19 protein-coding genes are annotated in these 22,412 nt (G+C 44.5%); 7 read left to right on the forward strand and 12 right to left on the reverse strand.

Features of this window, described 5'->3' with window-relative positions:
- Nucleotides 1–57: 57 nt before the first annotated feature.
- The 3 genes from F995_RS14775 to trxA form a co-directional block, all read right to left on the reverse strand.
- Nucleotides 58–345, reverse strand: a complete 288-nt coding sequence (locus F995_RS14775; protein ID WP_004647530.1) for a hypothetical protein — start codon at nt 343–345, stop codon at nt 58–60.
- Between the two features lie 401 nt (nt 346–746).
- Entirely contained in the window at nt 747–2,015 is a 1,269-nt protein-coding gene (rho, locus tag F995_RS14780) for a transcription termination factor Rho (RefSeq protein ID WP_004278267.1), read from the reverse strand.
- 322 nt (nt 2,016–2,337) lie between these two features.
- A complete protein-coding gene (gene trxA, locus F995_RS14785; protein ID WP_004278266.1) occupies nt 2,338–2,664 on the reverse strand; it encodes a thioredoxin in 327 nt (108 codons plus the stop codon).
- Between the two features lie 260 nt (nt 2,665–2,924).
- Here trxA and ppx point away from each other — a divergent pair, with 260 nt between their 5' ends.
- From ppx to F995_RS14810, 5 genes are read left to right on the forward strand one after another with little or no spacing between them, the layout of a single operon-like run.
- On the forward strand, nt 2,925–4,445 hold the full coding sequence (ppx, locus tag F995_RS14790) for an exopolyphosphatase (RefSeq protein ID WP_004647531.1): 1,521 nt from the start codon (nt 2,925–2,927) through the stop codon (nt 4,443–4,445).
- Nucleotides 4,446–4,475: 30 nt separating this feature from the next.
- Nucleotides 4,476–5,300, forward strand: coding sequence for an acetyl-CoA carboxylase carboxyltransferase subunit alpha (locus F995_RS14795; RefSeq protein ID WP_004278263.1), 825 nt, complete (start codon nt 4,476–4,478; stop codon nt 5,298–5,300).
- The gene (gene tilS, locus F995_RS14800) at nt 5,237–6,613 is read left to right on the forward strand and encodes a tRNA lysidine(34) synthetase TilS (protein WP_080591857.1); all 1,377 of its coding nucleotides are present in this window, start codon (nt 5,237–5,239) and stop codon (nt 6,611–6,613) included. The genes F995_RS14795 and tilS overlap by 64 nt, the downstream gene beginning before the upstream one ends.
- Nucleotides 6,614–6,615: 2 nt before the next feature.
- Nucleotides 6,616–7,455, forward strand: coding sequence for a pyrroline-5-carboxylate reductase (gene proC / locus F995_RS14805; RefSeq protein ID WP_004647533.1), 840 nt, complete (start codon nt 6,616–6,618; stop codon nt 7,453–7,455).
- A 19-nt stretch (nt 7,456–7,474) separates the two neighbouring features.
- Entirely contained in the window at nt 7,475–8,044 is a 570-nt protein-coding gene (locus F995_RS14810; RefSeq protein ID WP_004278259.1) for a YggT family protein, read from the forward strand.
- 239 nt (nt 8,045–8,283) lie between these two features.
- On the opposite strand, the gene polA is transcribed toward F995_RS14810, so the two are convergent.
- The gene (gene polA, locus F995_RS14815) at nt 8,284–11,046 is read right to left on the reverse strand and encodes a DNA polymerase I (protein WP_004647534.1); all 2,763 of its coding nucleotides are present in this window, start codon (nt 11,044–11,046) and stop codon (nt 8,284–8,286) included.
- Nucleotides 11,047–11,207: 161 nt separating this feature from the next.
- Here polA and F995_RS14820 point away from each other — a divergent pair, with 161 nt between their 5' ends.
- Entirely contained in the window at nt 11,208–13,916 is a 2,709-nt protein-coding gene (locus tag F995_RS14820; RefSeq protein WP_004647536.1) for a DUF2339 domain-containing protein, read from the forward strand.
- Between the two features lie 47 nt (nt 13,917–13,963).
- Here the strand turns inward: F995_RS14820 and F995_RS14825 are convergent, their stop codons facing one another.
- Nucleotides 13,964–14,887, reverse strand: coding sequence for a mechanosensitive ion channel family protein (locus F995_RS14825; protein ID WP_004647537.1), 924 nt, complete (start codon nt 14,885–14,887; stop codon nt 13,964–13,966).
- Between the two features lie 9 nt (nt 14,888–14,896).
- The gene (locus F995_RS14830; protein ID WP_086044916.1) at nt 14,897–15,676 is read right to left on the reverse strand and encodes a hypothetical protein; all 780 of its coding nucleotides are present in this window, start codon (nt 15,674–15,676) and stop codon (nt 14,897–14,899) included.
- A 144-nt stretch (nt 15,677–15,820) separates the two neighbouring features.
- Between F995_RS14830 and gspE the strand changes: the two genes are divergently transcribed.
- Nucleotides 15,821–17,308: a type II secretion system ATPase GspE gene (gene gspE, locus F995_RS14835; RefSeq protein ID WP_004647539.1), complete on the forward strand. Its 1,488-nt coding sequence runs from the start codon at nt 15,821–15,823 to the stop codon at nt 17,306–17,308.
- Nucleotides 17,309–17,358: 50 nt separating this feature from the next.
- Here gspE and F995_RS14840 read toward each other — a convergent pair whose 3' ends face one another.
- From F995_RS14840 to F995_RS14865, 6 genes are all read right to left on the reverse strand, one after another.
- On the reverse strand, nt 17,359–17,751 hold the full coding sequence (locus F995_RS14840; RefSeq protein ID WP_004647540.1) for a DUF4951 domain-containing protein: 393 nt from the start codon (nt 17,749–17,751) through the stop codon (nt 17,359–17,361).
- Between the two features lie 185 nt (nt 17,752–17,936).
- Nucleotides 17,937–18,362, reverse strand: a complete 426-nt coding sequence (locus F995_RS14845; protein WP_004278250.1) for an organic hydroperoxide resistance protein — start codon at nt 18,360–18,362, stop codon at nt 17,937–17,939.
- 102 nt (nt 18,363–18,464) lie between these two features.
- A complete protein-coding gene (locus F995_RS14850; protein ID WP_004647541.1) occupies nt 18,465–19,292 on the reverse strand; it encodes a carbon-nitrogen hydrolase family protein in 828 nt (275 codons plus the stop codon).
- A 20-nt stretch (nt 19,293–19,312) separates the two neighbouring features.
- Nucleotides 19,313–19,831, reverse strand: coding sequence for an anti-anti-sigma factor GigB (gigB, locus tag F995_RS14855; protein ID WP_004647542.1), 519 nt, complete (start codon nt 19,829–19,831; stop codon nt 19,313–19,315).
- A 112-nt stretch (nt 19,832–19,943) separates the two neighbouring features.
- Nucleotides 19,944–20,912, reverse strand: coding sequence for an RsbU family protein phosphatase GigA (gene gigA, locus F995_RS14860; RefSeq protein ID WP_004647543.1), 969 nt, complete (start codon nt 20,910–20,912; stop codon nt 19,944–19,946).
- 103 nt (nt 20,913–21,015) lie between these two features.
- Nucleotides 21,016–21,915 carry an MlaA family lipoprotein gene (locus tag F995_RS14865; RefSeq protein ID WP_004647544.1) on the reverse strand — a complete coding sequence of 300 codons (900 nt, stop codon included), beginning with the start codon at nt 21,913–21,915 and terminating at the stop codon, nt 21,016–21,018.
- Between the last annotated feature and the right edge of the window lie 497 nt (nt 21,916–22,412).

Genomic DNA, 22,412 nt, shown 5'->3' on the forward strand with positions numbered 1-22,412 from the left:
AAAATAAAAAAAAGAGAGCCAATGGCTCTCTTTTTTTGTACTGAATAATCTAGAAGATTATTGAGCAGCAGCTTCAGAAGCAGCAGTAGCATCAGCAGCAGCGTCAACAGCAACAGCAGCAGCAGCGTCAGCTTCAGCAACAGCAGCAGTTTCAGAAGCAGCAACTTCAGAAGTAGCTTCTACAGCAGCAGCGTCAGCAGCAGCTTCAGCTTCAGAAGCAGCTTCTACAGCTTCAGATGCAGCTTGGTTAGCGTCAGCAGCAGCGTCGTCAGCTTTTTTAGCACAACCAACGAAAGCTAGAGTAGTAGCAACTGCAGCAGCAATAGCGATTTTTTTGAATAACATGGCATCACTCTCTAAAAATTGAGATTAAAAAAAACCAAAGTTAGTCTGTTAAGTGCTTTTATTGTTCCTAATTGTGTTAGGGACTAACAACGCAGGAGCAGTCTAACTGGTCTGCAAATATGCTATCACTGCGCATTTTTAATTGCTACTGGCAATGATCAAAAAAGTACGGAAAAACGATAAAAAATAAGAAGTTTTTAACAGAAAATAACAATGGAATGAAACATTTAGATTGGAGAAAGGCTTATTAAACACTTAAAAGTTATACAATTTTTAATCTGAATATTTTATTAATCAAAAACTTAAAAATAAGTTTACATAAATCAGGCTTGATTGTTTCATTCTGTAATTTATGTCAACCTAAAAAAGGCCACCGCTTAGGTGACCTTTCATTTGAAATTTTAATTTGAAGCTTTGCGTTTCATCTGATCAAAGAAATCATCATTGGTTTTGGTTTCTTTCATGCGATCCAGTAAGAATTCCATTGCCGCCAACTCATCTTGAGTATGCAACAGCTTGCGCAGAATCCAGACTTTACGCAGATTGTCTTCCGACATCAGGCGTTCTTCACGGCGAGTACCAGATTTCTTGATGTTCATCGCAGGGAATACGCGTTTTTCAGCAATACGACGATCAAGGGTAATTTCCTGGTTACCTGTACCTTTGAATTCTTCGTAAATCACTTCATCCATTTTACTACCAGTTTCAATCAGGGCAGTAGAAATGATGGTCAGTGAACCGCCTTCTTCGATATTACGTGCAGCACCGAAGAAACGTTTAGGACGTTCTAAGGCATGCGCATCTACACCACCAGTCAGTACTTTGCCTGATGAAGGAATCACAGTGTTATAAGCACGTGCCAGACGGGTAATCGAGTCAAGCAAAATCACTACATCTTTCTTGTGTTCAACCAGACGTTTTGCTTTTTCAATCACCATTTCAGCAACTTGAACGTGACGTGCAGGAGATTCATCAAAGGTAGACGCCACGACTTCACCGCGAACCGTACGTTCCATCTCAGTCACTTCCTCTGGACGTTCATCAATCAGAAGAACGATCAGAATAACTTCAGGATTATTGCGAACGATGGACTGTGCAATGCTTTGCAGCAGCATGGTTTTACCCGCTTTCGGCGGAGCCACAATAATTGAACGCTGGCCTTTACCAATCGGGGCCACTAGGTCGATCACACGGGTGGTTAAATCTTCAGTGGTACCATTGCCTAACTCCATCACCAACTGTTCAGTCGGGAATAATGGTGTCAAGTTTTCAAACAAAATCTTGTTGCGTGAATTTTCAGGTGTGTCGTAGTTAATTTGATTGACTTTAAGTAAAGCAAAATAACGTTCGCCTTCTTTCGGTGGGCGAATGGTGCCAGTAATGGTGTCGCCAGTACGGAGGTTAAAACGACGAATTTGAGAAGGGCTGACATAGATATCGTCAGGACCTGCTAAATAAGAACCTGCGGCTGAGCGTAAAAAGCCAAAACCATCTGACAAAATTTCTAGAACGCCATCACCAAAAATCTCTTCGCCATTCATTGCATGACGTTTTAAAATGGCAAAAATAATGTCTTGCTTACGGTTACGAGCCATACCTTCGAGGCCCATAAACTCGGCAATCTTGATGAGTTCGCCAATCGGTTTTTTCTTGAGTTCGGTTAAATTCATAGGTGGTCAGATAGAATCAAAGTTCTGAGGTACAGGTTAGAAAGGGAGTAACATTCGGCCGCATACCAGCATTCAAACGAAAGCAATTGAATTTGCAAAAGAACAATTCAGAGATCTGTTTGAGTGTTTCAAAGAAAAATGTGGAAAACAATTTCTATTGCCGAGCGGCATCTTATGTAATGTGTCTTGTAAGAAATTGACAGGATTTAGGATCCTTTATCTCTTGAGTAGCGAATATAAGAGATAATGCCAGGTTTGTCAATTTATAGCCGAAAAAAATACGCGAGCATGGGTCGCGTATTTTTTACTAAAAATGCTGTGCTTAGATATTGTCATCAATAAATGCAGTCAGTTTAGATTTTGGTGCAGCACCGACTTGAGTCGCAACAACTTCACCATTTTTGAACATCAACAAAGCCGGGATGTTACGAATGTTGAAATTCACAGCAGTTTGTTCGCAAGAAGTTACGTCAACTTTCACGATTTTAACTTTGCCTTGGTATTCATCAGCAAGCACTTCAAGTACGGGTGCAATTGCTTTACATGGTGCACACCAGCCTGCCCAAAAGTCCACCAGTACAGGAACGTCTGATTGAAGAACGTCTGCTTCGAAGTTTGCGTCAGTAGTGTTTACGATGTTGCCAGACATGGAATGTGCTCCAGATTAATATTTTAAAGATAACTAATTATTAGTATTACATAGCCATCTTTAACAATGTAGGGGAATCTGTAAATTTTCAATGCTTAATGTTATTTTGTCTAATGGATGATCACGATAGTGATGATCGTGTCTCACTATTATTCCCGATACAAAAAAGAATAAGGCATTAAATTGTCGCTACAAATGGCTTTTAAATTGCATGCATGTGAATTACTCTAAGCACAATTCGTTAAAGGTTTATTTCTGGAATGTCTGACTTTTTGATTGATGAAGAATTACTTGCCGCCATCGATATGGGATCAAACAGCTTTCATTTGGCCATCGCCCGTGTAGATCATGGCGAAGTGAAGAAAGTGGCATCAATGTCAGAAAAAGTTCAGCTTGCCGCAGGACTAGACGAAAATAAGAATTTAACCGAAGCCGCACAGCAGCGCGGTTTGGCCTGTCTGGCTCGTTTTGTCGGGCGTTTAGGTGCCGTTCAGCCGAACCGCTTGCGGATCGTGGCGACGAATGCGTTACGTCAAGCTAAAAATGGCCATGAATTTATCCAGAAAGCTGCAGAAATTTTACCGAAACCGATCGAAATTATCGCGGGTCGTGAAGAAGCCCGTCTGATTTATCTGGGGGTATCGCATACCATGGCCAACAGCGGTCGTCGTCTGGTGGTTGATATTGGTGGCGGTTCAACTGAGCTGATTATCGGTGAAGAATTCGAGCCGATTCACACTGAATCCGTACAAATGGGCTGTGTGGCATTTACCAAGGCCTATTTTCAGGATGGTGAAATCAGCGCCAAAGCTTTTGATAAAGCAGTTACTGCGGCACGTAAAGAAATTTCGGGAATTGCCAATACTTATAAAGAAGCCGGTTGGGATGCTGTTGTCGGCTCGAGTGGTACCATTAAAGCCTGCCGCCAGATTTGTGTCAATATGGGCTGGAGCAATGAACGCGAACAGTTGACGCGTGAAGGCTTGGAAAAGCTCAAAGATAAACTGCTTAAATATAAATACGTCTCGGACATGGAATTCGAAGGTCTGAAAGATGATCGTCGTGCCGTCTTACCTGCTGGTATTGCCATTCTCTATGCTGTCTTTGATGTATTGGAAATTGACCATTTGGTCTATTCTGACGGTGCGTTACGTGAAGGCGTGATGTATGACTTGCTTGGCCGTTTCAAGCACGAAGATATCCGCGATCGTTCCGTACATGCCTTGATTGGTCGATATAATGCCGATGCCAAGCAGGCTGAACGTGTAGTTCAGACCGCACAGAAACTGTTTAATGACGTGGCTAGTGAACTCGGTTTAAGTGTTGAAGATAGTGACCTGTTACGTCGTGCTGCCTATCTGCATGAGATTGGTTTGGCCATCAGTCACAGTGGCTATCATCGTCATGGCGCGTATTTATTGCAACATTCGGATATTGCCGGTTTCTCGCAAGTTGATCAGAATCATTTGTCACATTTGGTCGCGCACCATCGACGTAAATTGCGCGCTGATGCCAAGATTGATGTGATGAAAGTCGGTGGATCTAAACTTTTATGGTTATGTTTGCTGCTTCGTCTGTCGGTTTTGGTCAATCACAGTCGTAGCGATGAGATGCTTCCTGCCATTGAACTCAAGGTTGAAAATGCGCAACAATGGCAACTCAGCGTGTCTGGTGATGCCAAGCAATGGCCATTGCTGGTCGCTGAACTGCACGATGAACAGCAGCAATTTAAAAATTGGGAGATTGAACTCTCGATTCAATCCGAACAATTTGTTAATTAATACCTTTATAGGGATGAAAACGGTTAACCTATGAAAAATAAAGCAACTCCATCAAAAGCATGGGCGACAGTGCAGATTGCACGTCATCCAGAACGTCCACAATTCCTGGACTATGTGGGTGAAATATTCACTGAATTTGATGCTTTACATGGTGACCGCCTATATGGTGATGATGGCGCGATGATCGGTGGCCTGGCTCGTTTCGATGGTCAACCGGTGATGATCGTTGGTCAGCATCGTGGTCGTAGTACCCGTGAAAAATTACAGCATAATTTTGGCATGAGTAACCCGGAAGGTTATCGTAAGGCACAGCGTCTGCTAGACATGGCAGAGCGTTTCAACCTGCCAGTCTTCACCTTTATTGATACCATGGGTGCTTATCCGGGTGTCGGTGCAGAAGAACGTGGTCAGGCTGAAGCGATTGCGACCAGTCTGGCTCAGCTTTCCAACTTGAAAGTACCGGTAATTGCAACTGTACTGGGTGAAGGCGGTTCAGGTGGTGCGCTGGGTATTGGGGTAGCAGACCGTGTGGTGATGCTCTCTCACAGTATTTATTCGGTGATTTCACCGGAAGGCTGTGCCTCAATTCTCTGGAAAACCGCTGAAAAAGCTGAACAGGCCAGTGAAGCCTTGGCTCTGACTGCAGAAAAATTGCAGAAAATGGGTATTGTAGAATATGTGGTGGATGAAGGTGAGGGTGCTCATTTAAATCCGGATCAGGTCATGAACAGCTTGAAAGCAGTGCTGAAAGAAGCTTTGAATGAACTGCAACCAATGGAAGCGCAAGCACGATGCGAAGCACGTTACCAACGTTTAATGAAGTTTGGCAGCGACAATTTAGGTCTGGTTTCTTAAAACAGCTGCAGGACTTTCCTGCAGAGACAAAAGTTCTCATCGGATGCAGTGGCGGCGTAGATTCTATGCTGTTGCTGCATCTGATGTTTTTTTTATGCCCGGAAAAAGTTCGGGCGATTTATGTCGATCATCAGTTACAAGCACTCAGCGCAGATTGGGGTAAGTTCGTTGCACATCAATGTCAGCAATTGAATATTCCCTGCATCATTCAGCCAGTCAATGTCGCCAGTGGCAATTTGGAACAGCAAGCGCGCAATTCACGTTATCAGGCCTATCTGCAACATTTGCAAGCGGATGAAATGTTGGTGTTAGCGCATCATCAGCAGGATCAGGCGGAAACCCTGATGTTGCGTTTATTGTCTGGTGCCGGCGTTGACGGTTTAGCAGCCATGAAACAGATCGATGTACGTGAAAATCTCACGATTTGGCGGCCATTGCTGGATATTTCCCGTGAGCAGATTTGCCAATGGGCATCAGACCTGAATGTTCAGAATATTGAAGATCCGACCAATGCTGATACCCATTATGACCGAGCCTGGGCACGCCAGACCCTGTGGCCAGTATTAAGCGAACGCTATCCTAAAATGCAAGCTGCCTTGGTGCGAACCAGTGAGTTAATGCAGGATGCTCAAGACATTTTACAAGAAGTGCTGCAACAGGATTTAGCATATTGTGGAACTGAAACGCAGCTCGATCTTGGTAAATTTTTACAGCTTTCAAAATCACGACAACGTCAATTACTCTCTGCCTGGATGAAAGGTAAACAACAGTATCGTCCATCCTTAGATATGGTGGAGCGTTTGCAACGCGAAGTGATTTATGCCAAGCAAGATGCTCAGGCAGCATTGCATTGGCAAGGCTTTTATTATGTACGCTATCAGCAGCAATTATATCGTTTGACCGCAGAGATCTATTTAGCCGAGCAGCAACAGGTTCAAACTAGTCCGGAAAGTATAAAATTCGCTTTAAAAGACTGTGTGCAGGTTTTGTCAGGGAAATTTATCATCGCGCCTGCACAGTTCGGTTTATCTCCTGCATTATTGCAGCAAGCTTTGCATTTACAGCAGAGGCAGGGTGGCGAAAAAATTCATTTATATGGCCGTGTCGGTACCTGGCCGCTGAAAAAAGCTATTCAGGAAGCGCAAATATTTCCCTGGGCTCGGCATACTATTCAAATATTAAGCACAGATAATGTTATGCTAGGCGTGTTTACCCCTAAAGGATTTTGGTTGGCCCAATCTGCATATTGTGAAGCAGGTGGATGGCTGCCGATGTCGGTTTCTTCAACTTTAGAACTCAACGATGAGCATTGAACATGAGTGCAGCTTTAAATTGTAATATCTGTTTTATTGGTGGCGGTAATATGGCCCAAGCCTTAATTGGCGGTCTGATTTCACGTGGTTTGCCAGCAACACGTATTACAGTTTCTGATCCGGTCGAAAAAGTCCGTGCTTTATTGGCGGAAAAAGAAATTAATGTGACCGGGGATAATAGCGCTGCAATTCAGGATGCAGATATCGTCGTATTGGCGGTAAAACCTCAGGTTTTGGCTCAAGTGCTGCAACCCTTAAAAGGTCTGGTTAATAATAAGCTGATTATTTCCATTGTTGCCGGTGCAGAAATTGCCACATTGTCAGCATTGTTGGGGACAGAGCGTATTGTCCGGGTCATGCCGAACACGCCAGCATTGGTACAGACCGGGGCTCATGGTTTATATGCCAATGCATTTGTGGAAACGAGTGACCGTGAGCTAGCCAGTCAGGTTCTGGCGTCGACCGGACTGACCATTTGGGTCGACTCAGAAGCACAAATTGATGCAGTCACTGCAGTCTCGGGTTCGGGTCCGGCTTACTTTTTCTATATGATGGAAAGTATGATTCGTGCGGGTAAAAATTTAGGTCTGGATGAAAAAGTTGCAACTGCACTCACCTTGCAGACGGCTTTAGGCGCGGCGCAAATGGCGATTACCAGCTCGAATACGCCGGCTGAGTTACGTAAAAATGTGACTTCTCCAAATGGGACTACACAGGCTGCACTTGAAGTCTTTGATCGCGCCCAGATTTCTCAAAATATTCAGGCGGCACTTGCCGCTGCACAAAAACGCAGTCAAGAACTGGCACAAGAGCTCAGTGAAAGCAGCAAATCTTCAGTTTAATTTTTAGGAACGTTCAAGTATGGGTGCAAATTCTGCGCTAATTTTTGGCATTATCATTAACGTCGCGATTTTGCTCGTATTCTTCCGATTTTTAATGCAACTGGCAGCGGTCAGTCCTTACAATCCTGTGGTTCTTTCTACTGTGAAAGCCACTAAAATTGTAGATGTATTTGGTCGAATTTTCCCAACTTTGGCCAAAGGTCGAGTCAGTACTGCTGCTTTGGCATTACTGGTCGTGCTCTATCTGCTTAAAATTTTTGGCATGATGTATCTGTCAGGGGGGATGCCGAATGGGCCTGTCCATCTGATTATTCTGACTTTTGTTACCATGATGCAGGATCTTATCCGTTTCTGTCGTTATTTGATTTTCGCTACGATTATCTTAAGTTGGGTGGTGATGTTTACTCAGTCTCGTTCGCCTTATATTGAAGTCGTGCAAGAGCTGGCTGAGCCTTTACTGGCGCCATTCCGTCGTATCATGCCAAATATGGGGATGATTGACCTTTCTCCAATCTTCGCTATTTTAACTTTGATTATTATCGAAATGATTATGAACCAGGTGGCGATTGTATTGCTTACCGGTCTTTAATCGGATCCAAATAAAAAGGACGCTGAGGCGTCCTTTTTTATTTGCTCCTCCCTTTAGAAAAGGGAAGTTGGGAAGGATTTGTTAAACTTCCCAAACGGTGAACAAGTTTTAATCGCAGTACAAGAAGATGGGATATTAACCTCTCCCTAACCCTCTCCTGAGAGGAGAGGGGATACCTTTAAAATAATATTGGTTTTCACTCTCTCCCAGAGGGGGGAGGGCTGGGGTGAGGAAACCCTTTAATGCGCCTCATCCCAGTTTTTGCCTTTACCCACTTCTACCACCAATGGTACAGAAATCTGCAATACCGATTGCATCACTTCAGCCAGTTTAGGTGCCAGTTCATCGGCAATGTCTTCATCGACTTCAAATACCAGTTCATCGTGTACCTGCAACAGCATTTTGGCCTGATCTTTTGGCAACATTTTGTCGACTTCAATCATTGCCATTTTAATGATATCCGCAGCCGAACCTTGTAGCGGGGCATTAATTGCAGCCCGTTCTGCCGCTTTACGCACCATCATATTACGGGCATCAATATCTGGGGTATATAAACGGCGTCCGAGCAAGGTTTCAACAAAACCTTGTTCTAATGCGACCTGACGGGTACGTTGCATATAGTCATAAATGCCCGGATAGCGGTGGAAATACTGCTTGATATAGTCCTGTGATTCCTGACGGGTAAAGCCTAACTGACGGATCAGACCGAATTCAGACATACCGTAAAGTAGTCCGAAGTTAACAGCCTTGGCCTGACGGCGCTGGTCATTGGTCACTTCTTCCAAAGGAATGCCTAGAACTTCAGCTGCGGTACGGCGGTGTACATCCTGACCATGAATAAATGCATCCAGCAGGGCTTCATCCTGAGATAAGTGGGCCATGAGACGCAATTCAATTTGTGAGTAATCGGCTGCCAGCAAAACACGACCTTCCGGTGCCACAAACGCCTTGCGAATTTGACGGCCAATTTCGGCACGAATCGGAATATTCTGCAGGTTTGGATCAGTCGATGATAAACGGCCAGTTGCAGTCAATGCCTGGTGGTAACTGGTATGCACACGGTGGGTATCAGGATTAGCCTGTTTGCATAAGCCATCGGTATAAGTGCTTTTCAGCTTGGACAAACCACGATATTCCAGAATCAGCTGGGCAATCGGATGTTCAATTTTTTCCAGTACACTTTCACTGGTGCTGTATTGTCCGGTGGTGGTTTTTTTACCGCCTTTTAGCCCCAGCTTTTCAAATAACACTTCACCGACCTGTTTAGGTGAGCTGACATTAAAGCTTTCACCGGCAATTTCCATAATCTGGTTTTCCAGATTTTGCATGGTATTGGAAAATTCGCCCCCAAGCTGATCCAGAAAAGCCAGATCCAGTTCGATGCCGTTTTCTTCCATTTGTGTCAGTACACGTGCGACCGGAACTTCAATATTGTGCAGAATATTCACCAGTTCAGGATGTGCCTGTAATTTCCCGCTCAAGACTTCATAAAGACGATAAGTGACATGAGCATCTTCTGCGGCATAATGTGCTGCAGTTTCAAGTGGAATCTGGTTGAAGGTCTTTTGTTTAGCACCTTTACCGGCCACTTGTTCATAAGTCGTGGTCAGATGACTCAAATACAGACGGGCCACATCATCCATGCCATGACGGGTCGCGACAGAATTCAGGACATAGGAAGCCAGCATGGTATCGAAATACCAGCCTGCCAGATGAATGCCATGATTTTCCAGTACATGTGCATCATATTTCAGATGATGCCCAATTTTCTTTACAGACTCATCTTCCAGAATTGGTTTGATCTGCGCCAGAATTACTTCACGATTCAGCTGCTCCGGTGCGCCTTCATAATCATGTGCCAAGGGAACATAATAAGCATTCTGCGCATCGAAGGCGACCGAGAAACCGACAATCTGTGCAATACGATAATCCAAACTGGTGGTTTCGGTATCAAAGGCAAAACGTTTTTCGGTACTTAGGCGCTCAAACAGTGTGTCCCAGTCCTGCTGGCTTAATACTGTGTGGTAGGTCGCTTGACCTAGCTGGTCATCACTGCTGGTTACAGAGGCATGGTCTTCCAGAGGTTCTGGTGCTGTAACCGCTTTGGCGTTAATAGATTTTGCCGCCTGCTGGTAATTTGAATTATTCGGGTTGTTCGGGTGATCTAAGGACTGCAGCTGGTTACGGAATTCCAGCTCGGTGTACAAATGACGCAAGGTCTCGACATTCGGCTCACCCAGTTTTAAATCGTCATAACCAAAGTTAAGATCCAGATCGATGACAATACTGGCCAGTTGATGGTCCAGTGCAATACCATCGACATGTTCTTTAATATTTTGACCGACTTTGCCTTTGATCTTGTCGACATTTTCTAAAATGCCGCCAATCGAGCCATATTCAGTGAGCAGTTTTGCTGCCGTTTTGGCACCTACACCTGGCACGCCCATAATGCCATCTGATGCATCGCCCATCAGGGTGAGATAGTCAATAATCTGATTCGGCCAGACGCCAAACTTTTCAAACACACCGTCGACATCCAGCGGTTTTTCTTTAAAGCTGTCTTCCAGGGTGACTTTTTCGGTCACCAGTTGTGCCATATCTTTATCGCCCGTAGAGATCAGCACCTGATGTCCCATCGCCTCGGCACGTTTGGCCAGTGTTCCGATAATGTCATCGGCTTCGGCACCCGGTAAGGTATGCAGGGGAATGCCCAAAGCGCGGATCAAGGCATGCAGATAAGGAATCTGTTCGGATAATTCCGTTGGCATGCTGGGACGGTCACCTTTATAAATCGGTGACAGCTCATGCCGGAAGGTCGGTTCTGGGGTATCGAAAATCACCGCCATATGGGTCGGTTGGGTCCGGCGCATCAGTTTTTGAATAGCAGAAATCGCACCACGAATTGCATTGGTATGTAAACCGGTTGACGTGGTTAATGGTGGCAGTGCGTGAAAGGCACGAAATAAAAAGTAAGAGCCATCGACCAAGACAAATGGTGGCATGTAATCAATTCCTTATTCAAAATACAGCGCTATTGTACGTGATTTTTACCGCGCTCGCTGAGGCGAGTCTGAGTTTACAGCTTAGCGAATATCGGCCGAAGATGAAATAAGCAGCACAAGCTGTTGTATGATGGAACGATTCAGGAAAGAGAAATATAAGAATGGCTGCAGGACGGAATGAGTTGCGCATGATCTGGCTGATTACCCTGCTGATAGCCGGGATCAGCGCCTGGTATCTGGGTTATCAGATTGTAACTTATCTGTGTGGTTTGGGGTTTATCTTTAGCGTGATGCAATATGTCACTGCGGTAGAAGCACCGATGAATCAATTGGCCGGACAGCAGCAGATGTCCTTGGAGCGCAATTCTAAAGTTCCTTTATATATCTCATCAATTACTGCCATTGTCGGCGGGTTGGCTGAACTGGACTGGTTGATGGGAATCGGGATTACGGCATGGGTATTCTTTTTGCTCAGGTGGCTGCAACGTCTGGAAGGACGCTTGATACAGTTGCAATCGCAATCTCATTCTGCCGATCTATCCCCCTCGATACCAGCGACCTGGTCTGATGCTGCCCCTTTGACTTCTCAACAGGCTCTAAATTCTCAGTCCACGCCTAATCTCATAGATCAAGTTCAGCGCTGGATATTTCAAGGAAATCCGGTACTCAAAGTTGCGATTGGTATTTTGGTCATCGGTATTATTCTGTTATTACGCTTCGCGACGGAACACTGGCAAATTAGTCTGGCGATGAAACTGGGACTAATTGCGCTAGCAAGTATGAGTGTCGCCGGTCTGGGTTATTGGCTGATTGAGAAAAACCGCAGTTTTGCTTTGGCCTTAGAAGGTTTAGGTTTAGGAGCACTGTTCCTGACCTTATTCTTTGCCTATTACAATCTGGTGATTCCCACGTTACCGTTGGCGACTTTGCTATTCCTCATCATTCTGGCCATCACTTTGTATTTAAGTCTGAAACAGGAAAGCATCGAACTGGCCTTGATGGCTTTACTGATTGCTTATCTGGCGCCGTTTACCTTGCCGACCCGCGATGCTTCTGCTGTTGAGTTGATCAGCTATTATCTGCTGATCAATATCGGGGTGGCGGTGTTGAGCAGTTTCCGGCCATGGAAGATTCTCAATCAAATTGCCTTTTTAGTGACTGCGGTCGTTGGCGGGATATATAGCCTGATTCATGGTTATACATATGAGCGTTATGCCATGACTGCGTTGATTCTGGCACATAGTGCACTGTTTATCTGGCTAGGTTTCCGCTTCAGTCAGTTGCTGGCACGACAGGATCTCTCACGTTTTCACTTAAAACCGGTACTGGACTTAGCGCTGATTTTTGCTGCCCCTATTACCGCTTATATTTTTCTGTATCTGATTCATTTTAATCAGCCCAATCAAAAACTCTGGCAAGCTGGATTAAGCCTGTTCTTTGCACTGGTCTTTGCCGCTTGCTGGACACTGCTGCGCCGTAAACAAACTATCCAGCTCATTTCGCAGAGCTATCTGAGCCTGATGCTGATTTTCCTGGCCTTGGTGCCACCGATCTTATTGACAGAACAATGGAGTGTGATTGGTTGGGCAGTTGAAGGTGTGCTGATTTATTTATGGGCCTTGGAAAAAAATATCCGGGTAGCACACTATCTGAGCATGGGCTTATTGCTGATGGCCGGATTCAGCAGCCTGTATTATCTGGTCGAGATTAATCCAACACCGCGAATCATTTTCTGGATTTTGAGTCTGTGCTATGTGGCAGTCGTAGTCATCAGCCAGCTTAAAAAGCAGTACCAGCAGCAGATGGATAGTCTGAGTGTCAGCTTTTTAAGCAGTTTAAGTGTTGCGGCCAGCCTGATGTTATTTGCCTTGCTGGAAGATGAATTTCCGAGTCAGCATGCCTATGTGCTGAGTTTATTTATCATCACACTGGGTTATGTACTGTTCAATGAAATGATCCTGCGCAAAACCCAGGAATGGTCCTGGTTGCTGCCGAAGTGGAGTGGCATCTCGCCCTTGCTGGTCATTGCGGCGATTCTGACCCTGGATCGTAGTCAAAATGCGGTGATTGTCTGGAATAGTAGTTTTGAACGTGGAGTTTTTGCCCTTTCTACGATGCTACTAGCCATTTTGTGGCTTAGACCGTTGGCTGGCTTGCAGCTCTCCAAGGAGTGGATGAGCTTTGGTGTTTTTAGTAGTCTGGCTTTGGCAAGTGTATGCCTGATCCCGAACATGCCTTATCTGAGCATGGTGATTTTACCTTTATTCTTCTGCCTGTGGTGCTATCGACAGGATCCGCAGTCGGGCTGGCAGCAGCTTTGGCAAACCAAGAGCTGTTTATTGCTGATGGGAAGCTGGCTGGTATGTTCACAGCTGTTTAGCCAGCAAGCCTTTCAATATTACTGGCTGCCGATCCTGAATCCTTTTGACCTGATCAGTATCGCCATGTTTGCCAGTTTTATCTGGATGCTGTTACAGCAAATCAAGGTGGGACGTGATAAAGGCATGATGGCGGTTTTAATGGTACTAAGCCTGTTATGGCTTTCCAGTTATATTGTTTTAAGAGCTTTACATGTGTATCTGCAGACACCGTTTAATGAGCTGGCATTATGGAGCAATGCAACAGTTCAACTTAGTCTGACCATACTCTGGGTATTGCTGGCCTGGATCACCATGTGGACAGCAACACTCAAAAAACTGAAACCGATGTGGATTTTAGGTGGTAGTATTCTGGTGATTGTGACTTTGAAACTCGTACTATTTGACCTGTCACATATTGGCACCCTGACCCGGGTGATTTCATTCCTGCTGGCGGGTGGGGTGATGCTGCTGATTGCTTATATTGCGCCGATGCCGGAGAAGGAGCTTTGAATCCTCTCGCTAACCCTCTCCTTTAAAAAGGAGAGGGAATCTAAGGTTTATTTCAGATCAGGCTCTCTTTTGAGGGTCTTTTCATTGGCGTATTGATCGATCTCTTCATTTTCTAGAGGGCGGGAAAGTGGAGGATCGACAAAGCCCATTTTTGGCACCGGAATTTCAATCTGGTTATCGACAAAGCCGTTTCGAATCCGTTCCTGCATTTCATCACGTACTTTCAGGTAGTTTTCCTGTTGGCACCACACCGCAAACAGCAGTTCGATCGAAGATTCACGGAAAGCGGTAACGGTGACTGCAGGTTTCGGGTCGGCCAGTACCAGCGGATATTTATTGGCAACGTCCAGCAGCACTTCACGTACCTTGATAATATCTTCATGGAAATTGATCGCCAGGGTAATTGGAATACGCCGTATCGGAAATTTCGACAAGTTCTGCACCGGTGCCCGAATTAGCTGTTCATTCGGTAAACGCACATAGATATTATCTTGGGTCAAAAGTTTAACCGAGAGCAGATCAATCGAAATCACTTCGCCTTCAATGGTATGCCCACGAATCAAGGTAATCTGGATGGTATCACCGACTTCAAAAGAACCTTCACCAATCAGGAACAGACCACTGATCAGGTTGGATGCTGAGGTTTGCGAAGCAAAACCCAGTGCGACCGTTAAAATCCCTGCAGCGCCAAGGAAGACACTGAGTTTAAAACCGGCTTCTTTCAGACTAGCCATCACAAACAGCAGGAAGATAAAATAGAAAATTCCGCGGCGCCAGACCAGTTTCTGATGGGCATTAAAACGGACACCAATGGTGCGAATAAAGGTATTGGAAATAAAGCGTGCGATCAGGAAGCCAATAAAGCACAACACCACCGCCACCAGAACTTCGGTCAAACGGTCGGTATTGATATTGGTAAATACTCCCTTTAGGCTGTTGGTGACTTCGGTCGGAATATTTGAACTTGGCATCAGACGCCCTTAGAAAAATGAATCAAACATATTAAATAACGCACCTGCCGGATCGCGCGGTGGATGCAGATAGGCGACTTCGCCGGCATTTGGTGGTGTGCGGTTTTCGACCCGAATCCGTGGTGGACGATCCGAACTTTCATGCAAAACGCGGATTTGTGAGGTCCATAAGCGGCCGGTACTTTCACTGTAAAAAAGCGGCAGGGCAGGCACTGGCACATTCATTCGGTCAAAGCGCAATTGCTGGTTACTGGTATTGTGAAACTCAATCGGCGTGACTGCACGAAAGGCTCGCGGATGTAACTGTTTCAGTTCGGTTCTGCCATCGACTGCGGTGGCATAACAGATTTCCCCCGAACGGTGATTGGGTCCAAACCAGGTGTCTTTTGGCAAGATTACCGGCAAATCGAAAATCGGTTCGCGCTGCCCCTCGACAAAACCGGCAATCCATAAGGGCGTGCTGATATAAAGCGTACCGCGCTGTCCGGCAGGAATATAAATCGGATCGACTGGTTTAATCACCACAGAACGGTCTGCAAGGCGTGGCATCAGTTGCAATTTGTTTTGCGTGGATTTGAACATATAGCGTTCAATTTTCACAGGTGGGGGAAAGGCAAAATTCGGATCATCAATCTGATGCCATTGCTGTTCATAATCGTATTGCACAGAAGGGCGGAAATATTCCAGTCGCCATTCCTGAATCCCTCGGGTCAGCCGAAACAGCAAGGAGCCAAACTGCCAGGCTTTAGACTGATTTATTTCAAAATTCTGTTCTCCCCACCAGCGCATTTTCGCTGTATTCGGGATTAATTCATCTTTATCTTGCGGCAATCTTGGCACCCTTTCTTGCTAAATCTTTGAAAACATACTTCACGCTGTCATATGCTTAGAGTACACTCAATTTAAATTTTTTCATCATTATTATAATCCGCGATGCAAGTACTTAAACAATTACAAATCCCATATAGCTTCGCCAAGCGCCATGGTGTGCTGTTGCGTTATGAGGGAGATCAGGCCTTTATTCTGCGCCGTGACAATACCTCGATGCTTGCATTGCAGGAAGCCCGCCGTCTGCTCGGTTATCCGGCTCATTTTCAGCTTTGTACTGAACAGGAATTTAACCAGTTACTCAGTTCCAGTTTTGCCGGAGATAGCGGCGAATCACAGCAGGTGGCTGCCGGTCTGGAAGATCATCCGGATTTACTCAGTCTGGCTGATTCGGTACCGGAAGCTGAAGACCTGATGGATCAGGAAGATGATGCGCCAATTGTACGTCTGATCAATGCGCTATTATCCGAAGCAATTCGTGTTGGGGCCTCCGATATTCATATTGAATCTTTTGAGAAAAAACTGTCGGTGCGTTTACGGGTCGATGGCCAGTTACGCGAAATTGTCCAGCCACGCCGTGAACTGGCACCGCTTCTGGTTTCACGGATTAAAGTCATGGCCAAACTGGATATTGCGGAAAAGCGTATTCCTCAAGATGGCCGTATTTCATTACGCTTGGCCGGACGTGAAGTCGATGTCCGTGTATCCACCTTGCCATCTTCTTATGGGGAGCGGGTGGTGATGCGTTTGCTGGACAAGCAGGCTGGCCGTTTGAACATGACCCATTTGGGCTTGATGAATAATGACTATGGTCGACTCAAGACCTTAGTGCATCGCCCGCACGGGATTATTCTGGTGACTGGCCCGACCGGTTCGGGTAAAACCACCACCTTATATGCGGCACTTTCTGACCTGAATGACGGTTCTAAAAACATCCTCACGGCTGAAGATCCGATTGAATATCAGCTGGAAGGCATTGGACAAACGCAGGTCAATACCAAAGTGGATATGACTTTTGCCCGTGCGTTAAAAGCCATGTTGCGTCAGGACCCGGATGTGGTCATGGTTGGTGAGATTCGTGATCTGGAAACCGCAGAAATTGCGGTGCAGGCATCCCTGACAGGACATCTGGTGTTATCCACCTTACACACCAATACCGCGATTGGTGCGGTTACGCGCCTGAAAGATATGGGAATTGAACCATTTCTGCTGTCCAGTTCTTTAATCGGGGTAATTGCCCAACGTCTGGTGCGTACCTTGTGTCCACATTGCGCGACCTGGCATGAGGCAGATGCTTTCGAGAAGAATCTATTTGGCAATATTGAGCATCCCCAAGATTTAAGATTACCGCAACCTCAAGGCTGTGAACGTTGTGGCAATACTGGCTTTAGTGGCCGTACTGCAATTTATGAAATTGTCCCAGTCGATGATCATATGCGCCGTTTGATTCATGGCAATGCGGCTGAATATGAAATCGAAAGCTATGTACGTCAGCAGTCAGGTTCCATTCGTGATGATGGTCTGCGTAAAGTATTGGCCGGAAAAACCACGATTGAAGAAGTATTGCGAGTAACCAACGAAGCAGTAGAATAATTTTTTAATCTGCTCGCTTTATCATAATGATCGTCAGGACTTTTGGATATTTACCAGAGACTGACGATTTTTTTCATGAGTTGTACACGAAAAGGTGCAGTCGGATTTCCCGGATTACGCAGAGTTTCATTTTCATAAAAGTTCTGCCAGGCTTGTGCCATTGCTAAACTCAGTCCTTCCTGTTTCATTGTTTCAACATCTGCCTGAGTAATATTGAGAAAACGGGCTTCAGCATCTTTGGGGCCAGCTCCCCAGCCAATAATCCCTTTACCAAATTCAGGCAGAATCATATTGTTGGGTGTTGCAGGAATGGGTAGGCGTTCAATTTCAGTATTGAGCAGAGATTTTATTTTCGGACGGATTTTTTCTGAGAGATAAAGATCTGCAAAAGAGGTTGTAGCAGTGAGGAGCAGGAGAGAATTCAGAAGAACTAGTTTTAACATCAATATAAATCGAATAAATGTAAATAAGAATCATTATATATAATTTCTTAAGTTTTTGCTGCAGTTTTCAAGTGGGGAAGAGAAGTAGCTTTTGACAAAAGATGAAGCGGGTAAATTTTGAAATTTATAATTGAAGTCTAGCTATCCTGAAGCTATTTTTTCAGGATAGCAGGTAAATCAAAATCTTAAGTAATCACATTTAAGTTCACATCAATATTATTGCGGGTCGCATTCGAGTAGGGGCAGACGATATGCGCAGCATCGACCAGTTTTTGTGCTTCTTCCTGATCCATGCCTTCAAGATGGATATTTAAGGTCACTTCGATTCCAAACCCGGTAGGAATCGGACCAATCCCAACATCACCTTCAATATAGGCATCTTTGCTGATATTGAGCTTGTCTCGATTGGCGACAAATTTCATAGCACCCAAGAAACAGGCGGAATAACCTGCGGCAAAGAGCTGTTCAGGATTGGTTCCACCGCCTGGTCCCCCCATTTCTTTAGGTACGGCCAATTGGACGTCCAGAATCTGATCGTTAGAAATGGCGCGGCCATCACGGCCCCCTGTGGCTTTGGCATGTGCGGTATAGACGGCTTTTTCTAATGACATGAGTTAAATCCCTGTTTATTTTTCGTAGAGCTTCTATGCTCGGTGATTTCACCTGAAGAATAAGCAGGGATTTTGTTATTTTATGCAAGCAAATGAAACGATTCAGGAAAGTTGAAGAAGTCTACGGTGTTGCATTAAAGGCATGGATTCACGCACTTTTTGCTGTTCATTTAAATCAAAGTCGACGGTGATGAGTTGAGCACCTTCTGCATGGATCATATTAAGAAGTTGTCCACGACTATTGGTGGCGGCTGCATGCCCCCAGGTCTGGCGTTTTTCTCCATGCCAGCCTTGTTGAGCTGCACCAAGCACCGAACATTGGCTATCTAGAGCACGTGTTTGCAGAAGAAGCTGCCAGTGCATTTCACCTGTGGTATAGGTAAAAGCAGAAGGTGCGGTCAAGAGGTTTGCACCTTTGGCTCGTAGATTTAACGCTAGTTCCGGAAAACGCAGGTCATAACAGACCATTAAACCAATATTACCAAAAGGGGTTTTGGCTACGACAACATCTGTGCCGGGCTCAAAGAACTTGGATTCCTGATAACCGCCTACAGCATCACCGACTTGCACATCAAACAAGTGAATTTTGTCATAACGCGCTTCGGTCCGTTCCGGACTGATACACAGGCTAACGGTACGCACGCGGCCATCTTCAATGATCGAACCATCCGGACGATAAGGGCAGGGTAATGTACCAGCGACGATCCAGGTGTCATATTGATGGGCAAGTTGTTCCAGACGCTGCTGAATCACTTCAAATTGTGCAGCAGTTTCACGCTGTTTTCCTGCGGCAAAACAGACAAAGTTTTCCGGGAAAACAATCAGTTCAGCTCCATTGGCCTTACTTTGTTGAATTAAAGATTCAATCTCCACGAAATTGGCATCAATTTCATTTTGAGAATTCATTTGTACAACAGAAAGTAAAGTCATAGGGTCCTCTTATAAGATGGTTATACCTTTTGCTCGGAAATTTTATCTAAATTGTCTTGCTCTTTCTGTAGCTGTTTGACTAAAGGTTCAAACATGTTCTGATTGCTTTGATTCAGTTTCATCAAGGTTTTATGCGCATCCAGAACCGTATTCAGCATATTTTGATGCGTGACATGTTCTTCCATCAGCGCACGTGTGCAGACATTTGGATCACCACAATAATTCAGAATCACAAACACTTGGCTCAATCCCATACTGTTGGCCAAAGTGGTAATGTCAGAATTGGTAGAAAGCATGACAGCCTGAATATTGTGTACTTGCTTGAGTTTGAGTCCTAGTTTCGCTAAAACACCCAGTACGGTACTGTCAATGAAACTGGTTTCGGTGAGATCAACGATAGCGCCAACTACGTTGTCTTGCTGTTCAATTTTGTTCAGTAATTTGTCTAGACTAATACAAGATTGGGCACGCACTTCGCCGATAAGCTTAAAAATATGCGTTCCATTCAGACTTGCATATTCAACATGACCTGTTGACATATAAATGCCATTTGCAGAGAAGGATATTAAATTATCCCATAGGGTGTATTGATACTCAAGTGGCTGAAAGTAGTAATCAAATTAAGTGCTTATAAAGCCTGTAAATATACTGCTAATTTACGCGGATAAAGCTTAAAAAGGCGATATCGTCAGCCACATGTTCCGGAGCCTGAAAAGATTGATTCTGCAAATGGTGTAATAATTGCGAGAATTGTTCATTTAAACCACCATCAAAAGGTTCCAGTGCGCCATCCGAACAGATAATAAAGCGCGCATTGCGACTTAATACCCATTCATTTTCCTCAACTTCAAGATCTTCGGTTAAGCCCAAAGGGAAACTGCTGGAAGAGAGGATTTTAGGTTCTTGATTGGGTTCAAATATAATCGGTGGAGGATAATGTCCAGCGCTGGACCATTTTAATACATGGGTTTCCAGATTAAGAATCCCGGCAATCATGGTGATGTGCTTTTCAATATTTTCCTGCATCAGCATGCCGTTCAGCTTTTTGATCAGCTCGCGCGGTGTTTTAGAGCGGCCATGGAAAGCTGCCATCCAGGACGTGAGTAAACTACTGGTGACACCATGTCCAGAGACATCGGCCAAATAGAAAATCACTTCTTTGTCGCTGATTTTCCAATAATCATACCAATCTCCTGAAAGATAGGCAGAAGGCTGGAAATAGGTTTCGACCTCGTAATTGGTCAATTCAATCGGATTTGGTAACAATCTTTTTTGTAATTCTGCCGCAGAAGGAAGGTCGCGGCTATCCTGATTACGTTTATATTGTGCGTCAATTTTTTGTAATGCCAGATCAGGATTCTCGGGAAGTTTATTCCAGATCCAGCCAGCCAAAGCCCCTTGTTCCCAGGCCTGAGCCAAAGCAGTACCTTCATTTTCTAAGGCCAGTACAATCGTAGGCAGATTCCACTTATATTTCAGATAATCATGTACATCTGCAATTGCAATAATCGTAGAGTCATACAGTTCATGATCATCCAGATAGATCATCTGAACATGCGGAAGTGCATCAAGTACTTGATCTAAGTAAGGAATATCACGAGTCGGTTGAATGAAATACATAAAAAAGTGATTCAATCCCAAGATTGGTTATAAGATGTACTATAATAAGCAAAGTATTGCTAGCGAACAGATTTTCACTAGCAATCATACATGAGGCTTAAACTTAAAGATCTTCGTTTGAAGATTTAATGTTGCTATCAATAGAAGGTGCATCATCAGAATTTTCATCTTCAAAATCATCTTCTAGGAACAGCGTATCTTGCTCTGTACCTTTCTTTTCTGCAATTGCATAATTGGTACGTTGTAAATAAATATCGCGAATCTGCGCATAGCGATCGCCAGTCAGCACTCCTTCAACGTCCAGTATTTCTGAACGGGTATCGATGGCACGCCAAAACTGATCAGTCCAGTAAAGTCCATCTTCATCTTCGAGAATGTATTTTTGTGGACGAGCTTGACTATCTACAGCAGTACCGATTACGCCACGGACAGAACTTGGACCTAAAAATGGCAACATGATATAAGGGCCAGAAGGCACGCCATAATAACCTAAGGTAATTCCAAATTTTTCCTCTTCATGACTCAAGCCCAGGCGACGCGCTGGATCAGCCAGTCCTAAAGTTGTTAAGGTGTTAATGGTAAAACGACCTAGGGATTTAGCAGCGCGGGCAGGACGACCTTGAATCAGCTGATTCACCACATTCCAAGGTTCACCTAGGTTACTGCGGAACTGGGTATAGCTGCCACGAACATCTTGAGGAACTTTTTCCACATATTGTACGGCTATGGGACGTACCACGGTGCGGTCAATCGCATCATTAAACTGATAGATCTTTCTATTTAACGGTTGAAAAGGATCTTTAACTTCTTCTGCCTGTGCTGCACTGGCATCAACTTTCAATTGCGTTTGTAATTGTTGAGCTTTGGTTGATATCTTTGTTCTAAGCGGCGTTTTTGCAGGCTCGTTTTCCAGATTTTCCACACCGGTGGCCACCTCAGCGAAAACATGTGCGCTTGAAGCTAAAGAAAATAAGCATATAGATAAGTAAATAGAACGATGCATAAGGTAACCTGAGGCCTTTTCTGTGTAAGTAGCACTACTTATTAGTATGAAAATAATAAACGTTATATTCACGAATAGACATCATTTAAGCAAATTTGTATAAAAAATGAATGAAAACACACGAAAAGCTTAAAAAATATACATACAAAATGATTTTCTTGAAAAAGGTGTTGCAGTCCCTCTGAAATGCTGTAGAATGCACATCCATCGGCGGTGATGTTGATTAAAACTTGTTGAGAAACAAGGATTTAGCCTAAAGGGTGAAATCTAGAAGTCTTGAAGAAGTTTAAAAATAATCAATAAAACCTGTTGACTTTTTAGAAATAAAGAGTAATATAGCCGACCTAGCTTGCTGGTGACGAATCAGCAAGAAGATCATTAAGAGATTATGAAGAACAACTTGTGTGGATTTTTACTGGTTGATTGATCGAAATTATTTTCATTGATTGATGGTAGAAATTACTCGAAGTTTATTTGAGAAATATTTGTCAGAAAAT

The sequence above is a fragment of the Acinetobacter sp. CIP A162 genome, assembly GCF_000367905.1.
GTDB classification, from domain to species: Bacteria; Pseudomonadota; Gammaproteobacteria; order Pseudomonadales; family Moraxellaceae; genus Acinetobacter; species Acinetobacter lwoffii.